Below are 25,169 nucleotides of genomic sequence, written 5' to 3'. Positions count from 1 at the left end.
ACAAATCCTTTTGTGGTTCATTTCACGCAGAATTTGAGTGTAGCAGTAAATAGGATGATGGCTTTTTTGTTGAGTTGGCTATTTTTTTGAAATTGATATTACGCTGTAATGTAAATGCGATGACGTTTGTGACATGTCGTGAATTTATCTATTGAGGGCTCTACGGTAATATTCATATCATACAAATCATATGTGTAGTTGTATTCAAACTTGGAAGTTAAGTTGACCCTAACTTCCAGTGATGAATAATTAACCGCGGCTAATAATCGCGTTATTCAAAGCAGTAATAACTGATTCTATATAACTTTTATCTTCACTCATTAAAGCTTTATTTTCTCCTGCTGAAGTATTTAGAATGACAGTGTATTTATCTTTAGCTCCCTTCCAAGAGAACACACCTAAAGCTAAAAAAATAACTCCAATGATTTTCACTATGAACCCACCCAAAAAACAACATAAACCAATAAAAATAAGAAATACAGCCGCCCCTTTTGAAGCCGATATTATTCCTGATTTAACCGATGTAACATTACTTATAGCGTAGGTTTGACCTGAAACAATAAACCGACTATTGCTTACGCTGACATTTCCTTGATTAAAAAACACTTTTTCTTCCATGTTGAATCCTTATCTGTGTTTGGTTTAATGAGGATTTTGTGTCAATACAGTATTTAATTCAACAAATAAAAACATAACAAACTTTTAGTTGTTACATATGTTTCACATGCGCGGTCTGTCCTATGGTTCTGATCCTAATAGCAATCACCTACGAATGGGTATATGTAAAATTTATCCATGGCTGAGTTAATCTATCGCAGTCAAAAACTCCTCAAATCATATGTTGTATACGATGAAATTTAGAACTGTAAAGTTAATATTATTTGGCGATTGACAGTATCTAATCGCGCTAACCAATTGATAACATTTATATGAGATTGCGCTGCCAGTTTGCTTCTCTGATAAAAAATTATTCAAGCTGAGGAATATTAGCCCACAGATCGGATATAATATGTCGCCGATTATCGAGGTGACGATGCGCTCTTAGTAGCGTCTATGCTGCAATTCTGAACGTCTTTCAAATAATGCGACTAAGCTAAAATCATCGCTAAAACCATGTTGGCGTAGTCAAAACGATTGTTTTTTGTATGTGCTAGCAGATCAATCACTAAGGTCACAAAGTTCTGATACATTAGTGCCGTCGAGCCGAATAAAATAATTAAAAATATAATATTCAGTATATTAGGCTAAGTCGGCGGCTAAATTCTGGCTGAGGATAGTCACTAAAAATCGTCGAATATTGCGGTGTGATCCTAGCAGTAGAATTCGTATTCTGCGGAGGCGAGTCACGCACAACTTGAGCATTTGCAGATATACTCACAGCACTCTTTTTATTGTCATCTTAGTGTTTATTTATCAGTAATAGAGTGAGTTGGCGCGATGGGTGGGCGACTACGCTAATCCAATCATTGTGGCTTCAATACAATAAATTCAGCTGACACGCGAGCAATAAAGCGCGGGTTGGTCCTAGTTAGTCCAGTGTTAAATGAAAGGTGTTACATGAGTCTCTTTGATAACGTGATGATTATATTGTGCCTGATTGGCGCAAGTTGTTTCTTCTCTATGTCAGAAATTTCGCTTGCCGCTTCCCGCAAAATCCGTTTACGCCAGTTAGCCGATGAAGGTGATATACGAGCTGAAAAAGTGCTGCAGTTACAAGCCGTTCCAGGTAGTTTTTTTACCGTGGTACAAATTGGGCTTAATGCGGTAGCAATTATGGGCGGTATCGTGGGTGAATCGGCATTTCGGCCGTATTTCTATGGTCTGCTTACTCCTTGGTTAACCGATCCTTGGCTTAGCAAAGTGAGCTTTTTATGCTCGTTTGTGTTGGTAACTAGTGCCTTTATCTTGGTGGCTGACCTTATGCCTAAGCGTATCGCGATGGCAATGCCTGAGCCTGTCGCCTTAGCTGTTGTTGGACCTATGTCTTTCTGTATTGTGCTATTGCGCCCATTGGTGTGGGTTTTTAACGGTATGGCCAGTGGTATTTTTAAGCTATTGCAAATTCCTACCATTCGTAACGATGCCATTACTTCAGATGATATTTATGCGGTAATGAATGCGGGTGCAGAGGCTGGGGTACTCGATCGCGGCGATCAGCAGATGATGGAGAATGTGTTTGAAATGCAAACCGTTTCTGTTACTTCAGCGATGACAGCCCGCGAAAGTTTAGTGTATTTTTTACTGCAAGATAGTGAAGAAGATATCAAACGTAAGATTTCTGAAGATCCACACACTAAGTTTTTAGTGTGTGATGGTCAGCTCGATATGATCAAAGGGATTGTCGATGCTAAAGAGCTATTAATTCGAGTGATTAATGGTGAAAACATTACCTTAAAGGATACCAGCCTAGTCCACACCACCTTGATTATTCCTGATACGTTAAGCCTATCTGAGGCGATGGAATACTTTAAAAATAGTCGTGCCGATTTTGCGGTAGTGATTAACGAATATGCCCTCGTGGTCGGTATTGTTACTACTAACGATTTACAGCGCGCGGTGATGGGGGCTTGGTCATTACATGAGAGTGAAGAGCAAATTATTGCTCGCGATAGCAACTCTTGGCTGGTGGACGGGGTTACGCCGATTACTGACGTGATGCGCGCTTTTGGCATTGAAGAATTTCCGCATAATCAAAACTATGAAACGATTGCCGGTTTTATGATGTATATGCTGCGTAAAATCCCTAAGCGTACTGATTTTGTTAACTATGCAGGTTATAAGTTTGAAGTGGTTGATATCGACTCTTATAAAGTCGACCAGCTATTAGTGACTCGAATTGACCCGATTTCTACTGACAAGCTTAATTCCCCCGATATTTAACCTGCGGTGATGCGACTCATTTTGGCTAACATTTTAGCTGCAAAGGGTCGCGTCAGCTTAGGCATAATTAATAATTCGATTCTTTACATTGTAGGCGTTTTAATCACCTCTAAAAATGCATTGATGATGGGTTCTGCCAAACGTTTTACCCTACAGCAGCAACCTAACTCGAATGGCTCTATCGTAACGGGCGACGATAATAGCTGAATACGATCCCGCACAGGGCTGTTATTGATCACCACCACAGGGCTCATGCTGATACCGCAGCCTAACGCCACCATAGAGGCAATCGCTTCTTGGCCCGACACTTGGGCATAAATATTGGGGCTAATACCCATTTGTTTGAACCAATTATCGGCGCGGCGTCGTCCAGGGCCATGATCAGCAATGATAAAGGGGACGTTCGACCAATCAATGGGATGTTGAGAAATCTGTTGTTGTACCGCGCAGCGAATAGTTGGAGCGATAATTGATAACGGCACATCGTCAATTTTGGCAAAGTGTAAGCTACTGGGGAATGGGTCTGGTAGGGCAGCAATGGCAATATCGGCTCGATTTTGCTGCACTTCAACCAAGGCGTTAGCCGCATCTCCTGTGGTTAATGCAATTTCGACAAATGGGTGCTCTTGGCGAAATAAATCTAACAAAGCGGGTAAATGGCTGTAGGCGGCAGTGACCGAGCAATACAGGTTTAATCGACCGCGCAGCACATCCTGTTTGAGGCTTATACTGTGTTTAAGCGTCCCCCAATGATTCAAAGTCTGTTCGGCAAATAGCTTAAATTCGCGCCCCGCATGGGTTAAGGTCACACTGCGATTGTCCCGCTCTAATAGTTTAGCGTTAACTTCCTCTTCTAATCTTTGCAGTGCGCGGCTTAAGGTCGATGGGCTCACATGCATCTGCTCTGCCGTTTTGGCAAAGTGCAAACTGTCACATAAGTGCAGGTACAATTTGAGAGTACGAATATCCATGATCTTATCCTGTTTAGCCTGTGCTTGAATGACGCCACACTTGAGTGTTTGTCTATCGCCGTTAGGTTTATTAAGCCGATATTACGTGGGCTGTCATTGTTGTTGACGTTGCACATAATGCAATATTAAGTTTCGAATATATCATTTTAAGCAATGATACGCATAGGTTATAGTGACCTTAATCACAACCATTATTTAACATTATGTTAGTTTGGTTGCGTCCAATATTTCTGACTTTATAGGTGGTATATCAGATGGCTAACTATTTTAACTCTCTGAATTTGCGTCAACAATTAGCACAGCTTGGGCAATGTCGTTTTATGGATCGTTCAGAGTTTAGCGATGGCTGTAATTACATTAAAGATTGGAATATTGTTATTTTAGGTTGTGGTGCTCAAGGTCTTAACCAAGGCTTGAACATGCGTGATTCTGGATTGAATATCTCTTTTGCCTTGCGTCCAGAAGCGATTGAGCAAAAACGCGCCTCTTGGCAAAAAGCCACCGACAACGGTTTTCGTGTCGGCACGTTTGAAGAATTAATCCCAGCGGCAGATCTAGTTCTTAACCTAACGCCAGATAAACAACATTCAAATGTGGTTAACGCGGTTATGCCACTGATGAAGCAAGGTTCTACCTTGTCTTACTCACACGGTTTCAACATCGTTGAAGAGGGCATGCAAGTTCGCTCAGATATTACTGTCGTTATGGTGGCTCCTAAGTGCCCAGGTACTGAAGTCCGTGAAGAATACAAACGTGGTTTTGGTGTGCCAACCCTTATCGCGGTTCATCCAGAAAACGATCCAAATGGTGACGGCTTAGAGATTGCTAAAGCCTACGCTAGCGCTACCGGTGGCGACAGAGCAGGGGTTTTACTGTCATCTTTCATCGCCGAAGTGAAGTCGGATCTGATGGGCGAACAGACCATTCTGTGCGGTATGTTGCAGACGGGCGCTATCTTAGGTTATGAGAAAATGATCGCCGATGGCGTTGAGCCAGGTTATGCAGGCAAGCTTATTCAGCAAGGCTGGGAAACCGTAACCGAAGCGCTGAAACACGGTGGCATCACTAACATGATGGACCGTTTGTCTAATCCTGCTAAAATTAAAGCCTTTGAAATTGCAGAAGATCTAAAAGAAATTTTACAGCCATTATTTGAAAAGCACATGGACGACATCATCAGCGGTGAGTTTTCTCGCACTATGATGCAAGACTGGGCAAACGATGATGCGAACTTACTGCGTTGGAGAGCCGAAACCAGTGATACAGGTTTCGAAAATGCGCCCGTATCAAGCGAGCATATCGACGAACAAACCTATTTCGACAAAGGTATTTTCCTTGTCGCTATGATCAAAGCCGGCGTGGAACTGGCGTTCGATACTATGGTGTCTGCGGGTATCGTGGAAGAGTCGGCTTATTACGAGTCACTGCACGAAACCCCGCTTATTGCTAACACCATTGCCCGTAAGCGTTTGTATGAAATGAACGTAGTGATTTCAGACACTGCCGAATACGGTTGCTACCTGTTTAACCACGCTGCGGTGCCTATGCTGCGCGACTACGTTAATAATATGTCATCTGAGTATTTAGGTGCTGGTTTAAAAGACAGCGCAACCGGTGTCGACAATTTAACACTCATCGCCGTTAACGAAGCGATTCGTGAAACCGCGGTGGAATATGTTGGCGCTGAGCTTCGTGGTTATATGACTGATATGAAAAGTATTGTTGAAGCTTAGTTGATTGGGGTCGCGCTTGAGTAGAAGGCCGAAACATCGCTTGCTACTCAACCGGCTTCAACAGATTGAAGATCAGGTTTTACAATCGTTTACGTACACATTTTTCCTGTTCAGTCAGTGGTCGAGCGGGCAAAAACGACACAGTTAAGTCAGTAAATGCTCAGTAGGTGAATGGCGCCCACTAAGCATCAATAGTTAACGTTTTACTTTGTTGTTTTGCATTGTCTCGGCAGGGAAGCTGAATTTTTTTTGACAAAAAATATTTTTATTGTGTTTGGCTGTCGCTTTATGGTAAAGCTAATAGCTCGCGGTAGGGCAAGGCCCAAAGCGAAACTAACTTTCAAGTCATTCTCGATGTTAGAGAACCATTTTAAAAACACCGATTAGGGATCCATATTGATGTTTAACCAAGCTGCCAAGCTCATTCTCGTGATTATTACCGTCGTGATTATTAAATCACAGCGGGGGCGGCGCATGGCGAACTGATAGACCTAAAAGGTTAGAAGTTTCAAAAGAACCCCCCGCTCCGAAAGGACTGGGGGGTTCTTCGTTTCAGGGCTCAAGTTTTAGGGTCAAAGTTTGAAAAGGTATAAAAAGAGTCAATATTAGCGTCGATTTCGGCAATTCAGGACTAACGTAGCGAGAGAGAATATGGAACCAGGGCAGATGATCAGAGGCGCAGACGCGGTAATAAAAGTGTTAGCAGCACATGGCGTAACCACAGTGTTTGGTTATCCCGGTGGTGCCATTATGCCAATATACGATGCCCTCTATGGAAGCCCTGTCGAACACTTACTCAGCCGTCACGAACAAGGCGCCGCCTTTGCTGCGGTAGGATATGCCAGAGCCAGCGGTAAAACCGGTGTGTGCTTTGCGACCTCAGGCCCAGGCGCGACAAACCTCATCACTTCTTTAGCCGATGCATTATTAGATTCAGTGCCTCTTGTGGCCATTACCGGCCAAGTCTCCACCGCGGTTATCGGTACCGATGCATTTCAAGAAATCGACGTACTAGGCATGTCACTAAGCTGCACTAAGCACAGTTTTATGGTGACAGACGTTAACGACCTGATCCCAACCTTGTATCAAGCCTTCGAAATCGCCGCATCGGGTCGCCCAGGCCCTGTGCTAGTGGATATCCCTAAAGACATTCAAATCGCCCACTTGGAATACCGCACACCTCTACTTGCGATTATAAATGAACCCCAAGCCCTGATGAGCGACATCGACGCCGCCCGTGCACTGTTGGCAGAAGCTAAACAGCCCATGTTGTATGTCGGTGGCGGCGTAGGTATGGCGGGCGCGGTGGATCAACTGCGTGAGTTTATCAAAGTCACTGGTATACCTTCGGTGGCGACGCTGAAAGGTCTTGGCAGTATCGCCCACGGCACGTCTGGTTATTTAGGCATGTTAGGCATGCATGGTGGCAAGGCCGCTAACTTAGCGGTGCAGGATTGCGACTTGCTGATTGTGGTTGGTGCCCGTTTTGACGACCGAGTTACCGGTCGCTTAGCGAGCTTTGCCGATAAGGCCAAAGTGATCCATCTCGATATCGACGCCGCTGAACTAGGCAAATTGCGTATGCCAGAGGTGGCAATCGCCGGCGACTTACGCCAAATTTTGCCTGCCTTAGCCATGCCGATGAACATCACCCCTTGGCAGGCCGAGGTTGAGCATTTATCCCGTAAGCATCAATGGGATTATCAACACCCCGGCAGTTTGATCTACGCCCCTGCGCTACTGCGCCGTTTAGCCAATAAGTTACCCGAGGACAGCGTTGTGTGCTGCGATGTAGGCCAGCACCAAATGTGGGTTGCCCAGCATATGTGGTTTCGCCGCCCTGAGGATCATCTATCCAGCGCAGGTTTAGGCACTATGGGCTTTGGCTTGCCTGCAGCGATTGGCGCTCAAGTGGCGCGCCCTGATGCCACAGTGGTCACAGTCTCTGGCGATGGTTCTTTTATGATGAATGTGCAGGAGCTGACCACCATCAAACGCCGTAAGCTGCCGGTAAAAATTGTGCTGGTTGATAACCAAAAGCTCGGCATGGTGAAACAGTGGCAGCAACTGTTTTTTGAAGAGCGTTACAGTGAAACGGATTTATCCGATAACCCAGATTTTGTCTTGCTGGCCTCGGCCTTTGATATTCCCGGCCGTACTATTTTTTCTTCCGACGAAGTGGAAGAAGCCTTAACCGAGATGTTAGCGGCAAAGGGTCCGTATTTGTTACACGTTGCAATTGACGATGCTTTTAATGTTTGGCCACTGGTGCCCCCCGGCGCATCAAACAGCGATATGATGGACGAAATGGAGAAACAAACATGATCTACTCTCTGGAGTTAACGGTTCAACAACGCCCCGAAGTGCTTGAGCGTGTTTTGCGTGTGACGCGTCACCGTGGTTTTACCATCACCCAAATGCAAATGCGCATGAACGACGATGCTAGCCTGTCGCTGGATATGGAGGTTGATAGCGATCGCGCCATTGAACTCCTAAGTAATCAACTGAATAAGCTAATTGATGTCACCTTGTGTAAGGTGTTGTTGCCGATGAGTTTGCAACAAACGGCCAGTGCATAAGTCGTTGCGTTAAGCTCGATTTCAGCCGCCGGTTTTAGGGCTGACAAGGGCGCTATAAATAAGGGCAGTGCAGCTAACGCTGCATTCGCCATGTGAATTAAGCATACCATTTTCGATTTAAGATAAAGGATACAGTCAATGCCAAAGTTACGATCAGCTACCAGTACCGAAGGCCGCAATATGGCGGGTGCCCGTGCGTTATGGCGCGCTACAGGGGTCAAAGACGGTGATTTTGGTAAGCCAATTATTGCGATTTCTAACTCCTTTACCCAGTTTGTACCAGGCCATGTGCACTTAAAAGACATGGGCTCACTCGTTGCGAGCGCCATTGAAGAAGCGGGCGGTATTGCAAAAGAGTTCAACACCATCGCCGTTGATGACGGTATCGCTATGGGTCACGGCGGCATGCTTTACAGCCTGCCATCGCGCGAGTTAATTGCCGACAGTGTGGAATACATGGTCAACGCCCACTGCGCCGATGCCTTAGTGTGTATCTCTAACTGCGACAAAATTACTCCCGGCATGCTAATGGCGGCGCTACGGCTTAATATTCCGGTGGTGTTTGTTTCTGGCGGGCCGATGGAGGCGGGTAAAACTAAGCTGTCGGATAAACTTATCAAGCTTGATTTAGTCGACGCAATGATTGCAGGCGCCGACACCAATGTTAGCGATGAAGACAGTGCCAAAATTGAACGTAGTGCGTGCCCAACCTGCGGCTCTTGCTCTGGCATGTTTACCGCTAACTCGATGAACTGTTTAACCGAAGCCCTAGGTCTATCTTTGCCGGGTAACGGCTCTATGTTGGCGACTCACGCCGATCGCCGTGAGCTGTTTTTAGAGGCCGGTCGGCGCGTGATGGCGCTGGCAAAACGCTATTACCATGAAGATGATGAGTCGGCCTTACCGCGTAATATCGCCAACTTTAAAGCCTTTGAAAACGCCATGACGCTTGATATCGCCATGGGCGGTTCATCTAACACAGTATTGCATTTATTGGCGGCAGCGCAGGAAGCCGATGTTGATTTTACCATGGCGGATATCGACCGTATGTCGCGCCTTGTGCCGCACCTTTGTAAAGTTGCCCCCTCAACGCCTAAATACCATATGGAAGATGTACACCGCGCAGGCGGCGTAATGGGGATTTTAGGCGAGCTAGATAGAGCTGGATTACTGCATACCGATGTGTTCCATGTGGCGGCCAACAAGGGTGACACTTTTGCGGGTGGTACAGTCAGTGACGGCACCTTAAAGTCAGTATTAGCGCAGTACGACATCATGCAAACCCAAGATGACGCGGTAAAACACTTCTTTATGGCGGGGCCTGCGGGCATTCCAACCACTAAAGCCTTTAGCCAAGATTGCCGCTGGCCAACACTGGATAACGACAGACAAGAAGGCTGTATCCGCACCCGCGAATTTGCTTTTAGCCAAGAGGGCGGGCTCGCCGTGTTATCGGGCAACGTGGCTGAAAATGGTTGTATTGTTAAAACCGCGGGGGTGGATGAATCTAATCTAACGTTTGTTGGCTCGGCTCGCGTTTATGAAAGCCAAGATGATGCGGTTGCCGGCATTTTAGGCGGCGAAGTGGTCGCGGGTGATGTCGTGGTTATCCGTTATGAAGGCCCCAAAGGTGGCCCAGGAATGCAAGAAATGTTGTACCCGACCACGTATTTAAAGTCGCGCGGTTTAGGTAAAGTTTGCGCGCTGATTACCGATGGTCGTTTCTCCGGTGGTACCTCAGGTTTATCTATAGGTCACGTATCGCCAGAAGCGGCGGCAGGCGGCACTATCGCCTTGGTTGAAAACGGCGATCGCATCGAAATTGATATTCCGGCGCGCAGTATTAAGCTGGCGTTAAGCGATGCTGAACTCGCTGCTCGGCGCGAAAAAATGCACAGTCTTGGCCCATTGGCGTGGAAACCTATCGGTCGAGAGCGTTTCGTGTCACTCGCGCTTAAAGCCTACGCCATGCTCGCCACCAGTGCCGATAAGGGCGCGGTGCGCGATCGCAGTAAACTGGAGGACTAATATGTTACCACTTGCAGCGCAAGCTCAGACGGATTTAGCCCATTTTCAGTTGGCACAGAGCTATCTGCAAAAAATCCTGTTGTCATCAGTGTATGACATCGCGAAAGTGACGCCACTTTCAAGCATGAACAAGTTATCGGCGCGTTTAGGTTGTCAGGTCTTTTTGAAGCGTGAAGATATGCAGCCAGTGCATTCCTTTAAGTTACGCGGTGCCTATAACCGTATTGCGCAGCTAACCAAGGACGAATGTCAGCGCGGCGTAGTGTGCGCATCAGCCGGTAATCATGCCCAAGGTGTGGCGATGTCGGCGGCGAGTCGCGGTGTGGATGCGGTGATTGTGATGCCAGAAACCACGCCAGATATCAAAGTCGATGCGGTGCGCCGTTTAGGTGGCAACGTGGTATTACACGGCCAAGCTTTCGATCAAGCCAATGGCTTTGCGATGGCGTTGGCGAAAGAAGAGGGCCGAGTTTATATCGCCCCCTTTGATGATGAAGCCGTGATAGCCGGCCAAGGCACTATCGCCCAAGAAATGTTGCAGCAGCAGCGCGATCTTGAAGTGATATTTGTGCCCGTGGGCGGCGGCGGTTTAATCGCGGGTATCGCTGCGTATTACAAGGCCGTGATGCCGCAGGTAAAAATTATCGGCGTAGAGCCAGAAGATGCCGCTTGTTTAAAGGCGGCGATGGCGGCGGGCGAGCCAGTGACGCTGGCGCAGGTTGGTTTATTTGCTGACGGCGTGGCGGTAAAACGCATTGGTACTGAGCCGTTTCGGGTCGCTAAACTCTATGTTGATGAAGTGGTGACGGTCACCTCGGATGAAATTTGCGCGGCGGTGAAAGATATTTTTGAGGACACCCGCGCTATAGCCGAACCAGCGGGGGCTTTGTCGCTGGCGGGGCTTAAAAAATATGTCAGCATAAATGCCAGCGGCGAAAGTGGTAAAGGTGGCTTTGGTAATGGTGAAAAGTTAGCGGCGATTTTAAGCGGCGCAAACGTGAATTTTCACAGTTTGCGATATGTGTCGGAGCGCTGCGAACTCGGCGAGCAAAAAGAAGCAGTATTAGCGGTGAAAGTCCCAGAACGTCCAGGAAGTTTCTTAAAATTCTGTGAGTTACTCGATAGGCGAGTAATGACAGAGTTTAACTATCGTTTCAGCAGTCGCGATCTGGCTGTGGTGTTTGCAGGCATTCGCTTAAGCCGCGGCCAAGGCGAGCTAGAACACATTATTACCACCTTAGAGGCTAATGGTTTTGAAGTGCAGGATTTGTCGGGTGACGAAACCGCTAAATTGCATGTGCGCTATATGGTGGGTGGACATCCACCTGAGCCGTTAGAAGAGCGTTTATTTAGCTTCGAGTTCCCCGAGCATCCCGGTGCACTGCTGAAATTTTTAACTACATTGCAAAGCAAATGGAATATCAGTTTGTTCCATTATCGTAATCACGGTGCGGCCTTTGGCCGAGTGTTAGCGGGTTTTGAAGTACCTGCGAGTGATGCCTTGCCATTCCAGCAGTTTTTAACTGAACTGGATTTTGTGTATCAAGAGGAAACCGATAGCCCAGCTTATCAACTGTTCTTAAATGCAAATAATAAACTAAATAAATAAAAACAATTGGTTATCACTACATTTTTCATTGTTTTATAACCAATATAGTGACCACTTAGGCTAAAGGAGGGGCGCACATGCGCGCCTTTTTGTGGTAGCTTGGATAAAGTTAAGAGCGAATACTCTAACAGTATCTATATTAACTATTCGCCAACACCCTAATACACATAATAAGAGTAAGACCTCAACCTGCACGCATTAAGGAGCCATGATGTTACCAGCACCGCATTTTATCGCTTTTAATCCACCTCGCCGTATTTTGATGGGCCCAGGCCCGTCGGATGTTTACCCTGAAGTGCTTGCCGCGCAAGCCAGACCAACAGTCGGCCATTTAGACCCGCTGTTTGTGGGCATGATGGATGAACTCAAGAGCCTAATTCAATACGCTTTCCAAACTAAAAATGAAATGACTATGGCAGTATCTGCGCCGGGTAGTGCGGGCATGGAAACCTGTTTTGTTAACTTAGTTGAGCCGGGCGAGAAGGTGATTGTTTGTCGTAATGGGGTGTTTGGTGACCGAATGCGCCAAAACGTCGAACGCATGGGCGCCATTGCTGTGCTGGTGGACAACGAATGGGGCACACCTGTTGATCCTGCTGCGGTGGAAGCGGCGCTGAAAGCCCATCCTGATGCAAAATTTTTAGCCTTTGTACATGCTGAAACGTCTACTGGCGCCTTGTCCGATGCCAAAACTTTGTGTGCATTAGCCAAGCAATACGGTTGTTTATCCATAGTCGATGCGGTCACGTCCCTTGGCGGCGTTGAGTTAAGAGTCGACGAATGGGGAATCGATGCAATTTATTCAGGTAGCCAGAAGTGTCTTTCCTGCGTACCGGGTTTATCGCCCGTGTCATTCTCACCAGCAGCAGTCGAAAAACTTAAAAACCGCAAAACCCCAGTACAAAGTTGGTTCCTCGATCAAAGCCTAGTCATGGCCTATTGGACCAGCGCGGGCGGCAAGCGCAGTTACCATCACACGGCGCCAGTTAATGCGCTTTATGCACTGCATGAATCCCTGCGTATTTTGGCGGCCGAAGGTTTAGAAAATGCATGGCAACGCCATCACGAGATGCATTTAGTGCTGCGTGCTGGGCTTGAAAAGTTAGGGCTTAATTTTGTGGTCGCCGAAGATTATCGCTTACCACAGCTTAATACGGTTTATATCCCAGCAGGAGTTGATGACGGCGCAGTGCGCACTCGTTTGCTGAAGGATTACAACCTCGAAATCGGCGCAGGTCTTGGCGCCTTAGCAGGTAAAGCATGGCGCATCGGCCTAATGGGCTTTGGCGCCCGCCGTGAGAATGTCTCTTTATGCCTCAAGGCATTAGAAGAGGTTTTGAGCTAATGTGCCAAGATTACGCTTTGCCGTTTGCGGCCTTACGGCCGAGGTGAATCAAGGTCGTGGGGCTTCACCCCACACCCGACCAAGGAGGACTGCTCGTCCTATCCTCCTTGGATTCTCCAAGACGCCCCCAACGGAGTTGAAAGCCCCTTGTGCTCATAGCCAAATTTGCTATCGCTTCCGAAGGATGCGTCCCTGCACCTGCGAAAGCTAGTCGGTCATCCATGACCGAACTCACGCAATTTGTCTATTCGCCCTGCGGCAACTCCGAGGGGAGGGTGAACTTCTGTAGCCTCGATGTTGGCTGTTAATGCCAAGTGCATTTTGCATGTCCGATTTTTTCCTAAGTCAGCTGTAAATCCACGGTAGTTACAGGTAGTTGATGTTGTAAATATTGTTTATTATCAGGTGTTTAAGGTGTGGTTTTGCAGTGGTGGCGATTGCTGCCTACAGTATGACCTCGCCTCGACTAAGGAATTGATATGGAAAATAGTGCAGAGCAAGCCTCATTCATTAATCAAGCTAAATATGCCGACTGGCAGGATAAATACACTTTTGATAATTGTCTGCTCAAACGTGGTGAATACGGTGAGTTTCTCGCTGATTATATCACCGGCGAGCACGATGGATTTGTGCTTAACCTGAATGGTGGTTGGGGCAGTGGTAAAACTGAATTCCTAAAACGTTTTTACTCGTTATTACTTAAGCGCAATCACCCCGTTATTTATATCGATGCGTGGGAGAGTGATTTCTCTAAAGATCCGCTCACTGTAGTCACTAGTGAACTCCTCACTCAATTAGAAACATTTAACTATAATCTTGACTCTATTGAAGAAGTTGAAAGATTCAAAAAGTTATGCGGCCGATTTATTAAGGGGCTTGCTGTGGGGGTTTCAGCCTATCTTTCTAAGCAATATTTAGGTGATCCGAGCATTATTGGTAATGCGGTACAGCAAGCAATAAGCGGTGAGCCTGACAGTTTATTAACGGTATTATCGACTGAGCATCAAGAACTGGTCAGTGCTATTCAACAGATTAGAATAACTTTGGGAGAAGTTGCGGGAAAATTAACGGGTGGTGGTGCTAAGCTTCCTGTCGTGGTGCTGGTGGATGAGCTGGATCGCTGTCGTCCCAATTATGCTATCGAAATGTTGGAAGTTATCAAACACTTCTTTAAAACTGATAACTTTGTTTTTGTAGTCGCGACCGATACAGACCAACTTATACATTCAATTGCGGCAGTTTATGGTGCAGGTTTTGATGCAGCTCAATATCTCAAACGCTTCTTTGATCGTAAGGCAAGCTTGCCTGAGCCTAATTTAGTTGATTATCTCAGCTCTAAGCTGCAAGATAATGAGCCGTATAGCTATTTGTATCCTTTCCCTTCTGGCTTTTATGCAAATCTAAAAATTCTGGAAATAGAAACGATCGCTAAGCTAGCAAATTATTATCAACTAAAAATTCGTGATGTAGACCAGTTGATTAATAAGTTAAATTCTTGCTTGCGGTTTGCTCAAAACGTGGGTTCAAAAAAACAACAAATTCAAGCTATTTGTATTCCAGCACTGATTATTGGTTTAATTGAATTTGATAGAGGTGAAAGCTTTTTTTATAAAAGAAAGAATAATAAATCAGATGACCTTTCCCTACGAAAAAATACAGAAGATGAAATATTTGAAGGCTTGAAAATTAAAGATTTCATTAATCTTTGTATGTCTAGCACCCAATTGCATATTTACGAAGAACTTAATCAATATGGAAGAAAAATCCAAGTAACTGAGGTTAGGTCGTATTCAAGAATAGAAGATCTTAAATTAGGGGCAATACATTTAGAAGTTAATAGATGGGCAAATTATATGACAGCTGATATATCGAATAGTTATGACAGTAGCAGAAAATATTGGCTCTGGGATGACTATAAAAAAGCTATTGAATTAGCGGGGAATATTGAATAAAAAATAATGCTTTGAAATAAGAAAAGATGAGAAAAGATAGGACATGCATTTTTTCACTATGGCGACTGTTAATGACTCTTCCAAAGCTATGTTTGCTTAGATGGTACTTCGCTCTTGGCATTGAACTTCGGGAAGTTCTGACTATAAGGATGCACCGAAGTTAACGGGATTAAGCACTGGCATGTAGGTGACCGTCTGTGACAGGGATGTCACGGTCGAGCACACAGGGATGTGCTTGCTGCGCGTCACTGGAGTGAGAGCTTAATCATTTCTCACGTCACAGAGTCAGAATATACACATCTTTTGAGGTACTCTTCGTCGAATCTTTTCTATAACTAAGGCCAGTGAGTCACGGGAATGACAGTGCTAATCGAAACTCACTAAATATGCACAAGATAATTAGCCTCCGCTTTTTCATAGTTGACATATAATGTCACACCGTTATGATGCCAGCACCTATGGTTATATAAAGATCCTATAAATGAAAAAGTTATTTATTATGCTGGCGATGATTTTTGCGGTTAGTTTGGTTACTAGCCCAGTTGTAGAAGCAAAAAAATTCGGCGGTAGTAAATCTATTGGCAAAAGCCATAAAACAGCTCCGGCTCAGCCTGCGGCGACTAACACACCGACTACGGCACCAGCGGGCGCGCCGGGCAAGAAAGGTATGATGGGCGGCATGTTAGGCGGTTTATTAGCTGGCGGTCTATTAGCTGCGCTGTTTATGGGCGGCGGCTTTGAAAATATTCAAATTATGGATATTTTGATCATGGCGTTGGTGGCATTTGTGCTATTTAAAATCGTCCGTACTGTGATGGCCTCAAAAGCAGGTGCGCAGCAAAGGCCGGCCTATGCGGGTGCGAGCCAACCAAGCCCTAATATGCCGCGTGAAGCAGCAGAGCAAACAGGGGCTGCTAACAGCGGTGGCAATGGTTTTGGCCAAGCGGCAAGCGATGTTCCGTTTGATTTGCCAGCAGGCTTTGATTTACCAGGCTTTTTAGAAGGCGCGCGCAGCCACTACAAAACGCTACAACTGGCGTGGAATGAAAACGACTTAAGTAAGATCCAAGAGTATGTTTCGATTGATCTTTACAATGAGCTCAATAGTCAACGCCGCGAATTAACCGGTGACCAGCACACAGAAGTGATGTTTTTGGATGCTGAACTGGTACGCGCCACACACAATGCAAATCTTGCGGAAGTGAGTGTTAAATTTAGCGGCCGCTATCGCGATACCGTTGAAGGCGTAGAAGAGGAAATTAAGGAAGTATGGCATTTAGAGCGTAACGTAACGCAAGCCAACTCACCTTGGTTAATCGTGGGTATTGAGCAGTAATCAGCTCGCATTCAAAGCAGCCTTAATCCTTTAAGGCTGCTGTCTTTATTCCCTCTCTAATGATGCGGCGCTTGTATTTATTAATAAATTTGAGCCGATATCGCCACTCAACTTCATCAAACAAACTGCCTGATGGCGATTGCCAGAATCAACACTGGACAAACATACTTCACATACCTTGGCCAGATGCGCCAGAAAAGCCCCGAGCTATCGACATGTTCTTGCTCGCGTATGGCCCTAATTAGCTGTGTTTGACGCCAAATCCAACCTAAATAAATTGCAATGCCGAGTGCAACTAATGGCTGGGCTATTTGGGTGGTGAGCGTGACCATGAAGCTAAATAGCGCATCAAAAAATACCGCCAGTAATAGGGATAATGACGTCAACAATAAGCCGATGATCAAGGTCGCGTGTTGGCGGCTGAGTGTAAACTTTTGCATCACATAACTCGTCGGCACTTCGGCGATTGAGATAGCAGAAGTTAAGCCTGCGATGATTAGCAGAATAAAGAACACTACGCTGATGATGAGGTTCGCCGTGTCGCCTAAGGTTGAGAATAAGGCGGGTAAAACGGTAAAAACCAGCGCATCTGAATCGAGTAATTTACCCTCGGCATTAAAAATTTCTACGCCATTTTGCTGGGCGACATACATGGCAGGAATAATTAAAAAAGCCGCGAGAAAGGCGATACCACTGTCGGTAAAAGCGACCCAGACGGTTAGCTTGGCGATATTTTCTTTTTGATTCAGATAACTGCCATAAACCATCATGGCACCTGTGCCTATGGTGAGGGAGAAGAAGGTTTGTCCGAGTGCGCTGATCAAGGTGTCTGGTGCTAAAGCCTTGGCAAAGTTGGGTGTTAATAGCGCATTAATCCCTTCGCTGGCGCCATTAAGGGTGAAGATATACGTCACGCCTGCAATCAGCATGATCAGTAGTAACGGCATTAGGCGTTTCGACCATTTTTCGATACCTTCTTGCACGCCTTGCAGTAGCACTAAAAATACCAGTGTGCTAAAAATTAGCGTAAACAGCAGATTACGTGACAGCGAGAAATCTACTAGCCAGGCCGCAGTATCGTTCGAGCCTAAAGCCGTGGCAATCGGGGCTATGGCGTAGCTAATGAACCAGCCTGAAAGAATGCTGTAGAAGGTATAAATTAATCCTGCAGTTACGATAGAAACCAAACCTATGGTCTTGCCTAAGTTACGGGTTAGCGCGTTAAAGCCGAGTTTGCCCATCGCATCGGCGGGGTTGGTTTGCCCGTGGCGACCAATCATGAGTTCGGCCATCAACATGGGAATACCTAGAATAAAAATCAGCACGAGGTAAACCAGTAAGAAGGCCCCTCCGCCATGAGTGGCCGCTTGGGTGGGGAAGCCCCAAATATTGCCTACGCCAACGGCGCTACCGGCTGCTGCCATGATAAAACCTAAGCGTGAACTGAAGTGATTAGTTGAACTTGTATTGGCCGCTTGCATTGTGCCTCCCGTAAAAAGAAGGCGTATCTTAGGCGGATAAATCAGAATTTCAACGCAATATTAGTGCGTTAATGTGATGTTAATTAGTTTCTTTATCTCAATAACTGGTGCTTTTTTGACGTTATATTTCGCCTTTAGGTTTTGCGTGAGATTAAATTGCTAGCGGTTGTGGCTGGGGGCCTAATGTTAGCGAATAATTGCGATGATAAAAATTCAATGAATGGTGCATTTTGGTCTGTAAAAACACGCGATGACAGATATTTTATTAATATTTAAACACCATGGGAGTTTTAACGTGGTTTATGGCTGAATGTTGATATGACTTAAGGGGATCGCGGTGTGGTCTTTGACCTTTTTTAGCACAAAGCTGGAATGTACGCCGGCGATATGCACATTTGTGGTGAGTTTATCTAACAGGAAGGTGCGAAAGTGCGCCATATCTTGCACCAGCACAGTGAGTTGATAATCGGCCTCTGAACCTGTGATGAGCGCGCATTCTTGGACTTCTTCATAGGCGATAACATTAGCTTCAAACTGATTCAAAATATCTGGCGTGTGTTTTTCCATCCGCACATGGATATAGGCGGTCAAATGCAGGTTAAACTTCTCCGCCGACAGACGAGTGGCGTAATCGGCAATATAACCAGCTTCCTCTAAGGCTTTTACACGGCGCGAACAAGGGGACGGTGATAGGCCAACTTTATTAGCCAGTTCGAGGTTAGATAGCCGCCCATGAGTTTGCAGTAAGCGCAAAATAGTTAAGTCGAGTTGGTCGAGTTTATACTGCTGAGTTTCTGTCATTGAAAATTGCGGTTTGGCGGAGTTAGTCACTAGTGTGCCAGTTTTAACCCACTTTTCCAAAAGTCTCGTTTAAATAGTGCTTTGAGATTATAAAGCCGATTATCTTGTATCAGTCTCACCTTGGCTGTTCTTAGCCCAAGGTGTACGAAATTAATGGCTTTTAATCGACAGTGGAGACAAAGCTAACTGATAGATTTTTCAAGCATATACCGTTTGAACGGGGGGAGTTTATTAACGATAAAAATACCAAATCCACTGGTGAAAGCCGCGAGAATAGTTGAAAACAGCACATCTTGTGGCCAATGCATACCTAATAACATGCGGCTTAACCCCATTAATAATGCCCAAGTGACTAACGCTAGCGTAAAGCAGGGCAATCCAGCTAGTAGTAGGTAGTAGCCAGCGGTGAGCACGAGTGTCACTGCAAATATGGTATGCCCAGATGGGAACGAATAGCTCACTTCATTTTGCCAATGTTGGTGAATGCGAGGGGTAAATTTTATTTCAGGTTTAACGACCTTTAGCCCTTCGAGTGCGGTCGCAATTGCCGTTGAACGGCTTGGTTTATCTAGTTGATAAAAACTATCGAGTGAAAGCTGCGCATCGCTAGGTAAATCTTGTTGGGCGAGGAAAACCAAATTCGGCCTAGGCTCCTTAAAGTAAGGTTTCAGCGTGTGACTTAAGGCTAAACTCGATAATTGGCTGAGACTAATGGCTAAAAAGAAGCTAATAAAGAGTGCTTTAGGCATCATGCGATAGCCAATCAGTAGCACAAATACAACGGTGGCAATGCCATATGGGGCAGTACCCGTTGACGTTATCCAATATAAGAGAGTTGCTAAGTTGGATTGTAGGTCGATTAACGGAAACAGCTGATACCGTGTCAGTAACAGTAATCCAGGAATAATCATCAGTAGTAGCCAAGCTAAGCCTAAACGACGCAGAGGATAAACGTTTTTGGTCAAAATATTAGTCTCTTAATAAACGTTATAGGCTACAACGTGATAATGGTATAGCCAATAAAAAATCTTTAAAAAATGGTGAGTTAAGGGTTAACCTTAACCTCGCTTACTGTAATGGCCTTAGAAAACGTAGTGAGGGTGAATCAATTGGATGAGGTTTACAGTACAGCGTTAAATAGTGCCGTGAGTGAATATGATGGGTAAGTTGTATGATTTCCCTATAGTGCTAAGTGTTAACTAGCAAAAAAGCACAGTGCGTTTTAGCTGACTGTGCTTTATGACAACATACAAATAAAATCAGTCTGCCGCGTTGATCTTTTTTTCTAACTCATTGACTTGAGCTTGTAAGGTTTCTAACTTTTCACGGGTTTTCAGTAATACATGTTGCTGTACGTCAAATTCTTCGCGGGAAACCATGTCTAACTTGAGTAATTGATTTTGCAGCACTTGTTTACTGCGTTCTTCAAACTCACCGGCAAATTGCTTCAGACCACTGGGTAAACTTTCGCTCAGTTGTTTTGCCATCTCTTCGATTTTCTTAGAATTGATCATAATCTTGTCCGCCTCTTGACTGAATAGCTTGATTGTAACTCAGTGCGTTAGGTTTCAAAAGTAAAGCTGATGTCTGATAGTCATGCAGTGTTGTTCTTGCGCTTTACATCACGCCTACGCCAATAAACACTGTTGGTTTTGCATCGCGAAAGGGGGATTTGTTAACCTTAAAACCGCCAATTCTGCTATGATCCCACTCCTTTCTGTCGACTTGTTTGGATATTGCGCAAAGATGAAACTCAATCCCGCCCAAAACGATGCTGTTCATTATGTTTCAGGCCCTTGCCTAGTGCTGGCGGGTGCGGGCAGTGGTAAAACTCGCGTAATTATCAATAAAATCGGTTATTTGGTCGAAAAGTGCGGTTATAAGGCACGCAATATTGCGGCGGTGACTTTCACCAACAAGGCTGCCCGTGAGATGAAAGAGCGGGTTGCACAATCGATGGGACGCAAAGAGGCCAGAGGTCTGTGGATTTCAACCTTCCATACCTTGGGGCTGGAAATCATTAAACGTGAGCATAAGGTCTTAGGCTTAAAGCCGGGCTTTTCGTTGTTTGATGACCAAGATACTTTGGCATTGCTCAAAGAGTTGACTCAAGATGAATTAGAAGAAGATAAAGATTTACTTAAGTCGCTTGCCAGTACGATATCTAACTGGAAGGGTGGCCTCATCATTCCAGAACAGGCGCGTAAAATTGCTAAAGATGAACAACAGCAGTTATTTGCCATGTTGTACCAGCGTTATGCTCAGCACATGAAGGCTTATAACGCCTTAGATTTTGATGATTTAATTTTGATGCCGACTCTGTTGCTACGGCATTACGAAGAAGTACGTACCCGCTGGCAAACGAAAATTCAATATTTGTTGGTGGACGAATATCAAGACACCAATACCAGCCAATATGAAATGGTAAAGCTGTTAGTGGGTGAAAGGGCGTGTTTTACCGTGGTGGGTGACGACGACCAATCTATCTATTCATGGCGTGGCGCTAAACCACAAAACCTAGTGCTATTGGGTAAAGATTTTCCTCAGCTTAAGTTGATTAAGCTCGAGCAAAACTATCGTTCTAGCCAGCGGATCCTGCGGGCTGCCAACATACTTATTGCTAATAATCCCCATGTTTACGATAAAGCGCTGTTTAGTGAGTTGGCCTACGGCGAGCCACTGCGGGTGTTATTTGCTGCAAATGAAGAACAAGAAGCTGAGCGCGTAGTGGCAGAAATTGTGCGGCATAAGTTTGTCGGCCGTACCCAGTTTGGCAATTATGCGATTTTGTATCGCGGTAATCATCAATCGCGGTTGCTTGAGCGCGCGCTAATGACCAACCGTATTCCCTATAAATTGAGCGGTGGCACTTCATTTTTCGCCCGTGCTGAAATTAAAGACATCATGGGTTATCTAAAACTCGTGGTGAATCCTGACGACGATAATGCTTTCCTGCGCATCGTTAACTTACCGAAACGTGGCATAGGTCCATCGACCTTAGAACGCTTAGGTAATTTTGCTAACGAGAAGCACATTTCAATGTTTGCGGCGATTTTTGAGCCAGATCTCAATCATCATTTGCCGCCTGCAGCTATGTCGTCGCTATATCAATTCGGTCGTTTTATCGTAGAAACGGGCGATCATGCCCAGCGCGGTGAGCCTGTGGAGGCGGTAAAACATTTGATCCGTAAGATCAATTACGAAGACTATTTGTACGAAACCAGCACCAGTGCCAAAGCGGCTGAAATGCGCATGAAGAATATCTCTGAGCTCTACCGTTGGGTCACTGAGATGCTTGCAGGTGATGAATTAGATGAGCCAATGACTTTACCTGAGGTGGTTACTCGACTGACGCTCAGAGACATGATGGAGCGCAATAGCGAGGATGAAGGCGGCGATCAAGTGCAGCTGATGACCTTACATGCATCTAAGGGCTTAGAGTTCCCGTTTGTGTTTATGATTGGCGTTGAGGAGCGTATTTTGCCGCATCAATCCAGCATAGATGAAGATAATGTCGATGAAGAGCGCCGTTTAGCCTATGTGGGGATCACGCGGGCTCAGCGAGAGCTCTGGTTTACCCTGTGCCGTGAAAGGCGACAATTTGGTGAAACCATGCGTTGTGAGCCAAGCCGTTTTTTACTGGAGTTACCGCAAGATGATGTGGTGTGGGAAAACCGTAAACCACAACAAACGGAGCAGGAACGAATGCAAACTGGGCGGGCAAACATTTCTAACTTAAGAGATATGTTTAAAAAGTAGGCGATGAGTGTTTGGGTTGCTTAAGTATTTTTTGCTAAGCATATTCAAGCTGAATAAATTCAGGCTGTTGACCCTCATTTAAAGTAAATGTGTGATCCAACGCCGTTCCTTGACCAAATTGATAGCCTAATTCACTGAAAATACGTATTTGGTCTAGGCTATTAACCCCATCCACAAATATTTGTAGTTCTAAGGTCGATGCTGTTTTTTGATACACAGACATTAACTTGATCTGTTGTTCAGTTTGTAATTGTTTAGTGATATTCGCATCAACTTTTAAACCTTTAATCGGTAAAAATAATAAACAATTCAATGCGCTATGGCCGCTACCATAATGACTTATACCCAGTTTTACTCCGGTTTTTTGTAATAATTCAAAGCCATTAATGTGGTTTTCGATTTCTTGCACTAAAGCTTTTTCGTTGAAGAATAACCACAAATTATTCAAATTTAATTGTGTCTGCTTAAGAGTGTTTTTCAGGCTACGTAGCACATGTCGATGTTTAAGATGCTGGCTTGACAGCATAACGTGTAACTCAATCGACTCCGTATATTGTGTGAGTAGTTCTGAATAGCTACTGTTTATGATGTTAATCGTATATTTATCTAATTCAACGGTGAGATTCGCTTGTTCGGCAAGCGCATTAAGCTGTTCTTGTTGCAATAAGCCTCTACGTGGGTGCTGCCATAAAAGACGGCTTTCTAACGCAGATATTTGACCGGTTTTGAAATCGACCACTGATAAATAACTTAGGGTAATTTCTGCATTGTGTAACGCATGTCTAAAATCAGTTTCTAGCGCGGCATCCAGCGTCTGTTGATACTGGGAATTATCATCAAAAATAACATAACAACCTTTACCATTCGCTTTTGCCTGATACATGGCAGTATCGGCATTACGTAACAAAGATTCACTTGTATCGACCTTATGATTACCACTAATACTGATGCCGATACTGGCACCAGAGCTAAACTCTAAACTGCCCTGCCTATAGGGTTGCGATATAGTTTGAATCACACGTTCAGACACTTCTTTTGCGTCGTTTATGTTGTTGATGCTATCAAGTAAAATCACAAACTCATCGCCACCCAGGCGCGCCAAAGTATCGTTATCGCGAATACAGGACTTAAGGCGGCTCGCAGTTTCAATTAAAAATTTATCACCCTCTAAATGCCCCATAGTGTCGTTAATCTGTTTGAAATGGTCGAGGTCAATGAAGAGTAAGCCAAATTGCTCTAAGCGATGGCGCCGAACGTGTTTAATTGACTGTGATAAGCGCTCCATTAATAGCGAACGATTAGGCAGACCTGTTAGCGCATCATGCTTTGCATCGTGAACTAACTTAGCTTCCATGCTGCGACGTTGTTTAATTTCTTTTTGTAGATCTTTATTGAGCTCGGCTAAGGCTTTGGTACGATCACTTACCTTTTCTTCAAGCTCTTCATAACTGCGTTGCAGGGACTCGGTTGAAAGTTTCTTTTCGATGGCAGAACCAATGTGCTGTGATACGAATGTCAGTAATTCTAAATCTTTAACTTGATAATTTTGCGTCATGCTAAAACTATAAATCGTTAGTGCACCACTTATATTGCCATGGATAAAAAGCGGAATACCTATCCACTGATGCATAGTTTGCGTGTGATTGAGCGTTGGTGCCTGGGCGTAGATCTCTCCAGATACAATCAATGCATTAATATCATTTTGGTCTAATAACAATGGCCGCTTATGCTTGAGCACATATTCAGTCAGACCATCTTGCATTGGTCGAGTTTTAGGGTGCTTATTGTTCAATTGCGATACATAAAAAGGAAATCTGAGATGAGTCCCTGCCTCGTTTAATAGCGCGATATAGCAGTTATTTGCAGGAATAAGGTGACGAATAATATTATGTAATTGGGCATAAAAATCGGGATTATCGGCACTGGAGCTAGCGAGTTCAGCAATCTCGAATAGTGATTTTTGTAAGCGTTCAGCTCTACGTCTTTCATATACTTCAAGTTTTAATTTATCGTAAGCTTGGCTTAATTCTTTGGTCCTTAGCTTAATGGCTTGCTCTAGTTGTTCTTGGTGTTTTAGTCGCTCCATTACACCCGCGATATGATGGCAAATGAACGTCATTAACTCGAGTTCAATTTCGCCATAGCTAATATTGGTGTCGTAGGTTTGTACGACTAACACGCCAGTGACACTATCATCATGTTTGATCGGGACACCTAGCCAGAGATGGCAGGGGGAACCTAAATTAAGGATTTCCCCCGCAGCAACCAGCGCATTGACTTTATCATTGTTACATAGCAACGCTTCCCCAGTCCTAGCAACGTAACCAGTTAATCCTTGCTGCAGTAGCGTTGACAGTGACTGTTCAGGGTAAAGCTCGGCAGGATGAGCATCTTTCTCATCGGCAAAAAATGGAATCGCGAGTTCGCCAGTGCTGATATCAAGAGTTGAAATAAAAAAATTATCAGCTGGAATGAGTTGCTTTAGGTGACGATGTACCCCGATATAGAATTCTTCGAGTGAAGCTGCGTGGGTCGCAATATTGGAGATTTCGAGTAGTGCGTTTTGAATGATCTCAGCATGCTTATATTTATGCGCTAATTTTTTTAAGCGAATAACTCTTTTACGTAAGCAATCAACTTCATTTTTGCGAAGTTGGCTAGTTTCATCTTCATCCTTAAACATGATACTCACTGT

The 25,169-nt window shown here is 45.0% G+C and carries 17 protein-coding genes; 10 read left to right on the top strand and 7 right to left on the bottom strand.

The features are described from left to right. Positions 1-249: 249 nt before the first annotated feature. The gene (locus tag C9I43_RS14795) at positions 250-618 is read right to left on the bottom strand and encodes a DUF6232 family protein (protein WP_107884230.1); all 369 of its coding nucleotides are present in this window, start codon (positions 616-618) and stop codon (positions 250-252) included. 939 nt (positions 619-1,557) lie between these two features. Here C9I43_RS14795 and paeA point away from each other — a divergent pair. Then, complete coding sequence (gene paeA, locus C9I43_RS14790; RefSeq protein WP_107884228.1) at positions 1,558-2,880, top strand: polyamine export protein PaeA; 1,323 nt, start codon at positions 1,558-1,560, stop codon at positions 2,878-2,880. Between the two features lie 83 nt (positions 2,881-2,963). Here the strand turns inward: paeA and ilvY are convergent, their stop codons facing one another. After that, a complete protein-coding gene (ilvY, locus tag C9I43_RS14785) occupies positions 2,964-3,851 on the bottom strand; it encodes an HTH-type transcriptional activator IlvY (RefSeq protein ID WP_107884226.1) in 888 nt (295 codons plus the stop codon). A 254-nt stretch (positions 3,852-4,105) separates the two neighbouring features. Here ilvY and ilvC point away from each other — a divergent pair, with 254 nt between their 5' ends. The 8 genes from ilvC (at position 4,106) to C9I43_RS14740 (ending at position 16,433) form a co-directional block, all read left to right on the top strand. After that, a complete protein-coding gene (gene ilvC / locus C9I43_RS14780) occupies positions 4,106-5,584 on the top strand; it encodes a ketol-acid reductoisomerase (RefSeq protein WP_107884224.1) in 1,479 nt (492 codons plus the stop codon). Positions 5,585-6,235: 651 nt separating this feature from the next. Continuing rightward, complete coding sequence (ilvG, locus tag C9I43_RS14770; protein WP_181317920.1) at positions 6,236-7,909, top strand: acetolactate synthase 2 catalytic subunit; 1,674 nt, start codon at positions 6,236-6,238, stop codon at positions 7,907-7,909. Then, positions 7,906-8,163: an acetolactate synthase 2 small subunit gene (ilvM, locus tag C9I43_RS14765; RefSeq protein WP_076500709.1), complete on the top strand. Its 258-nt coding sequence runs from the start codon at positions 7,906-7,908 to the stop codon at positions 8,161-8,163. Before ilvG ends, ilvM begins: the two co-directional genes overlap by 4 nt. A gap of 138 nt (positions 8,164-8,301) precedes the next feature. Beyond that, the gene (ilvD, locus tag C9I43_RS14760; protein ID WP_076500707.1) at positions 8,302-10,191 is read left to right on the top strand and encodes a dihydroxy-acid dehydratase; all 1,890 of its coding nucleotides are present in this window, start codon (positions 8,302-8,304) and stop codon (positions 10,189-10,191) included. A gap of 1 nt (position 10,192) precedes the next feature. Continuing rightward, complete coding sequence (ilvA, locus tag C9I43_RS14755) at positions 10,193-11,800, top strand: threonine ammonia-lyase, biosynthetic (RefSeq protein ID WP_107884220.1); 1,608 nt, start codon at positions 10,193-10,195, stop codon at positions 11,798-11,800. A 211-nt stretch (positions 11,801-12,011) separates the two neighbouring features. Continuing rightward, entirely contained in the window at positions 12,012-13,145 is a 1,134-nt protein-coding gene (locus C9I43_RS14750) for a pyridoxal-phosphate-dependent aminotransferase family protein (RefSeq protein ID WP_107884218.1), read from the top strand. A 479-nt stretch (positions 13,146-13,624) separates the two neighbouring features. Beyond that, the gene (locus C9I43_RS14745; protein ID WP_107884216.1) at positions 13,625-15,097 is read left to right on the top strand and encodes a KAP family P-loop NTPase fold protein; all 1,473 of its coding nucleotides are present in this window, start codon (positions 13,625-13,627) and stop codon (positions 15,095-15,097) included. Between the two features lie 481 nt (positions 15,098-15,578). Next, positions 15,579-16,433, top strand: coding sequence for a Tim44 domain-containing protein (locus C9I43_RS14740; RefSeq protein WP_107884214.1), 855 nt, complete (start codon positions 15,579-15,581; stop codon positions 16,431-16,433). Positions 16,434-16,549: 116 nt separating this feature from the next. Here C9I43_RS14740 and C9I43_RS14735 read toward each other — a convergent pair whose 3' ends face one another. The 4 genes from C9I43_RS14735 to ubiK all read right to left on the bottom strand — a co-directional run bounded on the left by C9I43_RS14735 (position 16,550) and on the right by ubiK (position 20,229). Beyond that, positions 16,550-17,914: a sodium-dependent transporter gene (locus C9I43_RS14735; RefSeq protein WP_076500696.1), complete on the bottom strand. Its 1,365-nt coding sequence runs from the start codon at positions 17,912-17,914 to the stop codon at positions 16,550-16,552. Positions 17,915-18,214: 300 nt separating this feature from the next. Beyond that, complete coding sequence (locus C9I43_RS14730) at positions 18,215-18,715, bottom strand: Lrp/AsnC family transcriptional regulator (RefSeq protein WP_107885173.1); 501 nt, start codon at positions 18,713-18,715, stop codon at positions 18,215-18,217. Positions 18,716-18,897: 182 nt separating this feature from the next. Then, the gene (locus tag C9I43_RS14725) at positions 18,898-19,680 is read right to left on the bottom strand and encodes a phosphatase PAP2 family protein (RefSeq protein ID WP_107884212.1); all 783 of its coding nucleotides are present in this window, start codon (positions 19,678-19,680) and stop codon (positions 18,898-18,900) included. A gap of 294 nt (positions 19,681-19,974) precedes the next feature. Continuing rightward, on the bottom strand, positions 19,975-20,229 hold the full coding sequence (gene ubiK / locus C9I43_RS14720) for a ubiquinone biosynthesis accessory factor UbiK (RefSeq protein ID WP_076500692.1): 255 nt from the start codon (positions 20,227-20,229) through the stop codon (positions 19,975-19,977). 232 nt (positions 20,230-20,461) lie between these two features. Here ubiK and rep point away from each other — a divergent pair, with 232 nt between their 5' ends. Further along, entirely contained in the window at positions 20,462-22,474 is a 2,013-nt protein-coding gene (gene rep, locus C9I43_RS14715) for a DNA helicase Rep (RefSeq protein ID WP_107884210.1), read from the top strand. A gap of 34 nt (positions 22,475-22,508) precedes the next feature. Here the strand turns inward: rep and C9I43_RS14710 are convergent, their stop codons facing one another. Beyond that, positions 22,509-25,157 carry a sensor domain-containing phosphodiesterase gene (locus tag C9I43_RS14710; RefSeq protein WP_107884208.1) on the bottom strand — a complete coding sequence of 883 codons (2,649 nt, stop codon included), beginning with the start codon at positions 25,155-25,157 and terminating at the stop codon, positions 22,509-22,511. Positions 25,158-25,169 lie beyond the last annotated feature (12 nt).

This window comes from Shewanella morhuae, assembly GCF_003028295.1.
GTDB lineage: Bacteria > Pseudomonadota > Gammaproteobacteria > Enterobacterales > Shewanellaceae > Shewanella > Shewanella morhuae.
This window is presented reverse-complemented; position numbering and strand designations above follow the sequence as displayed.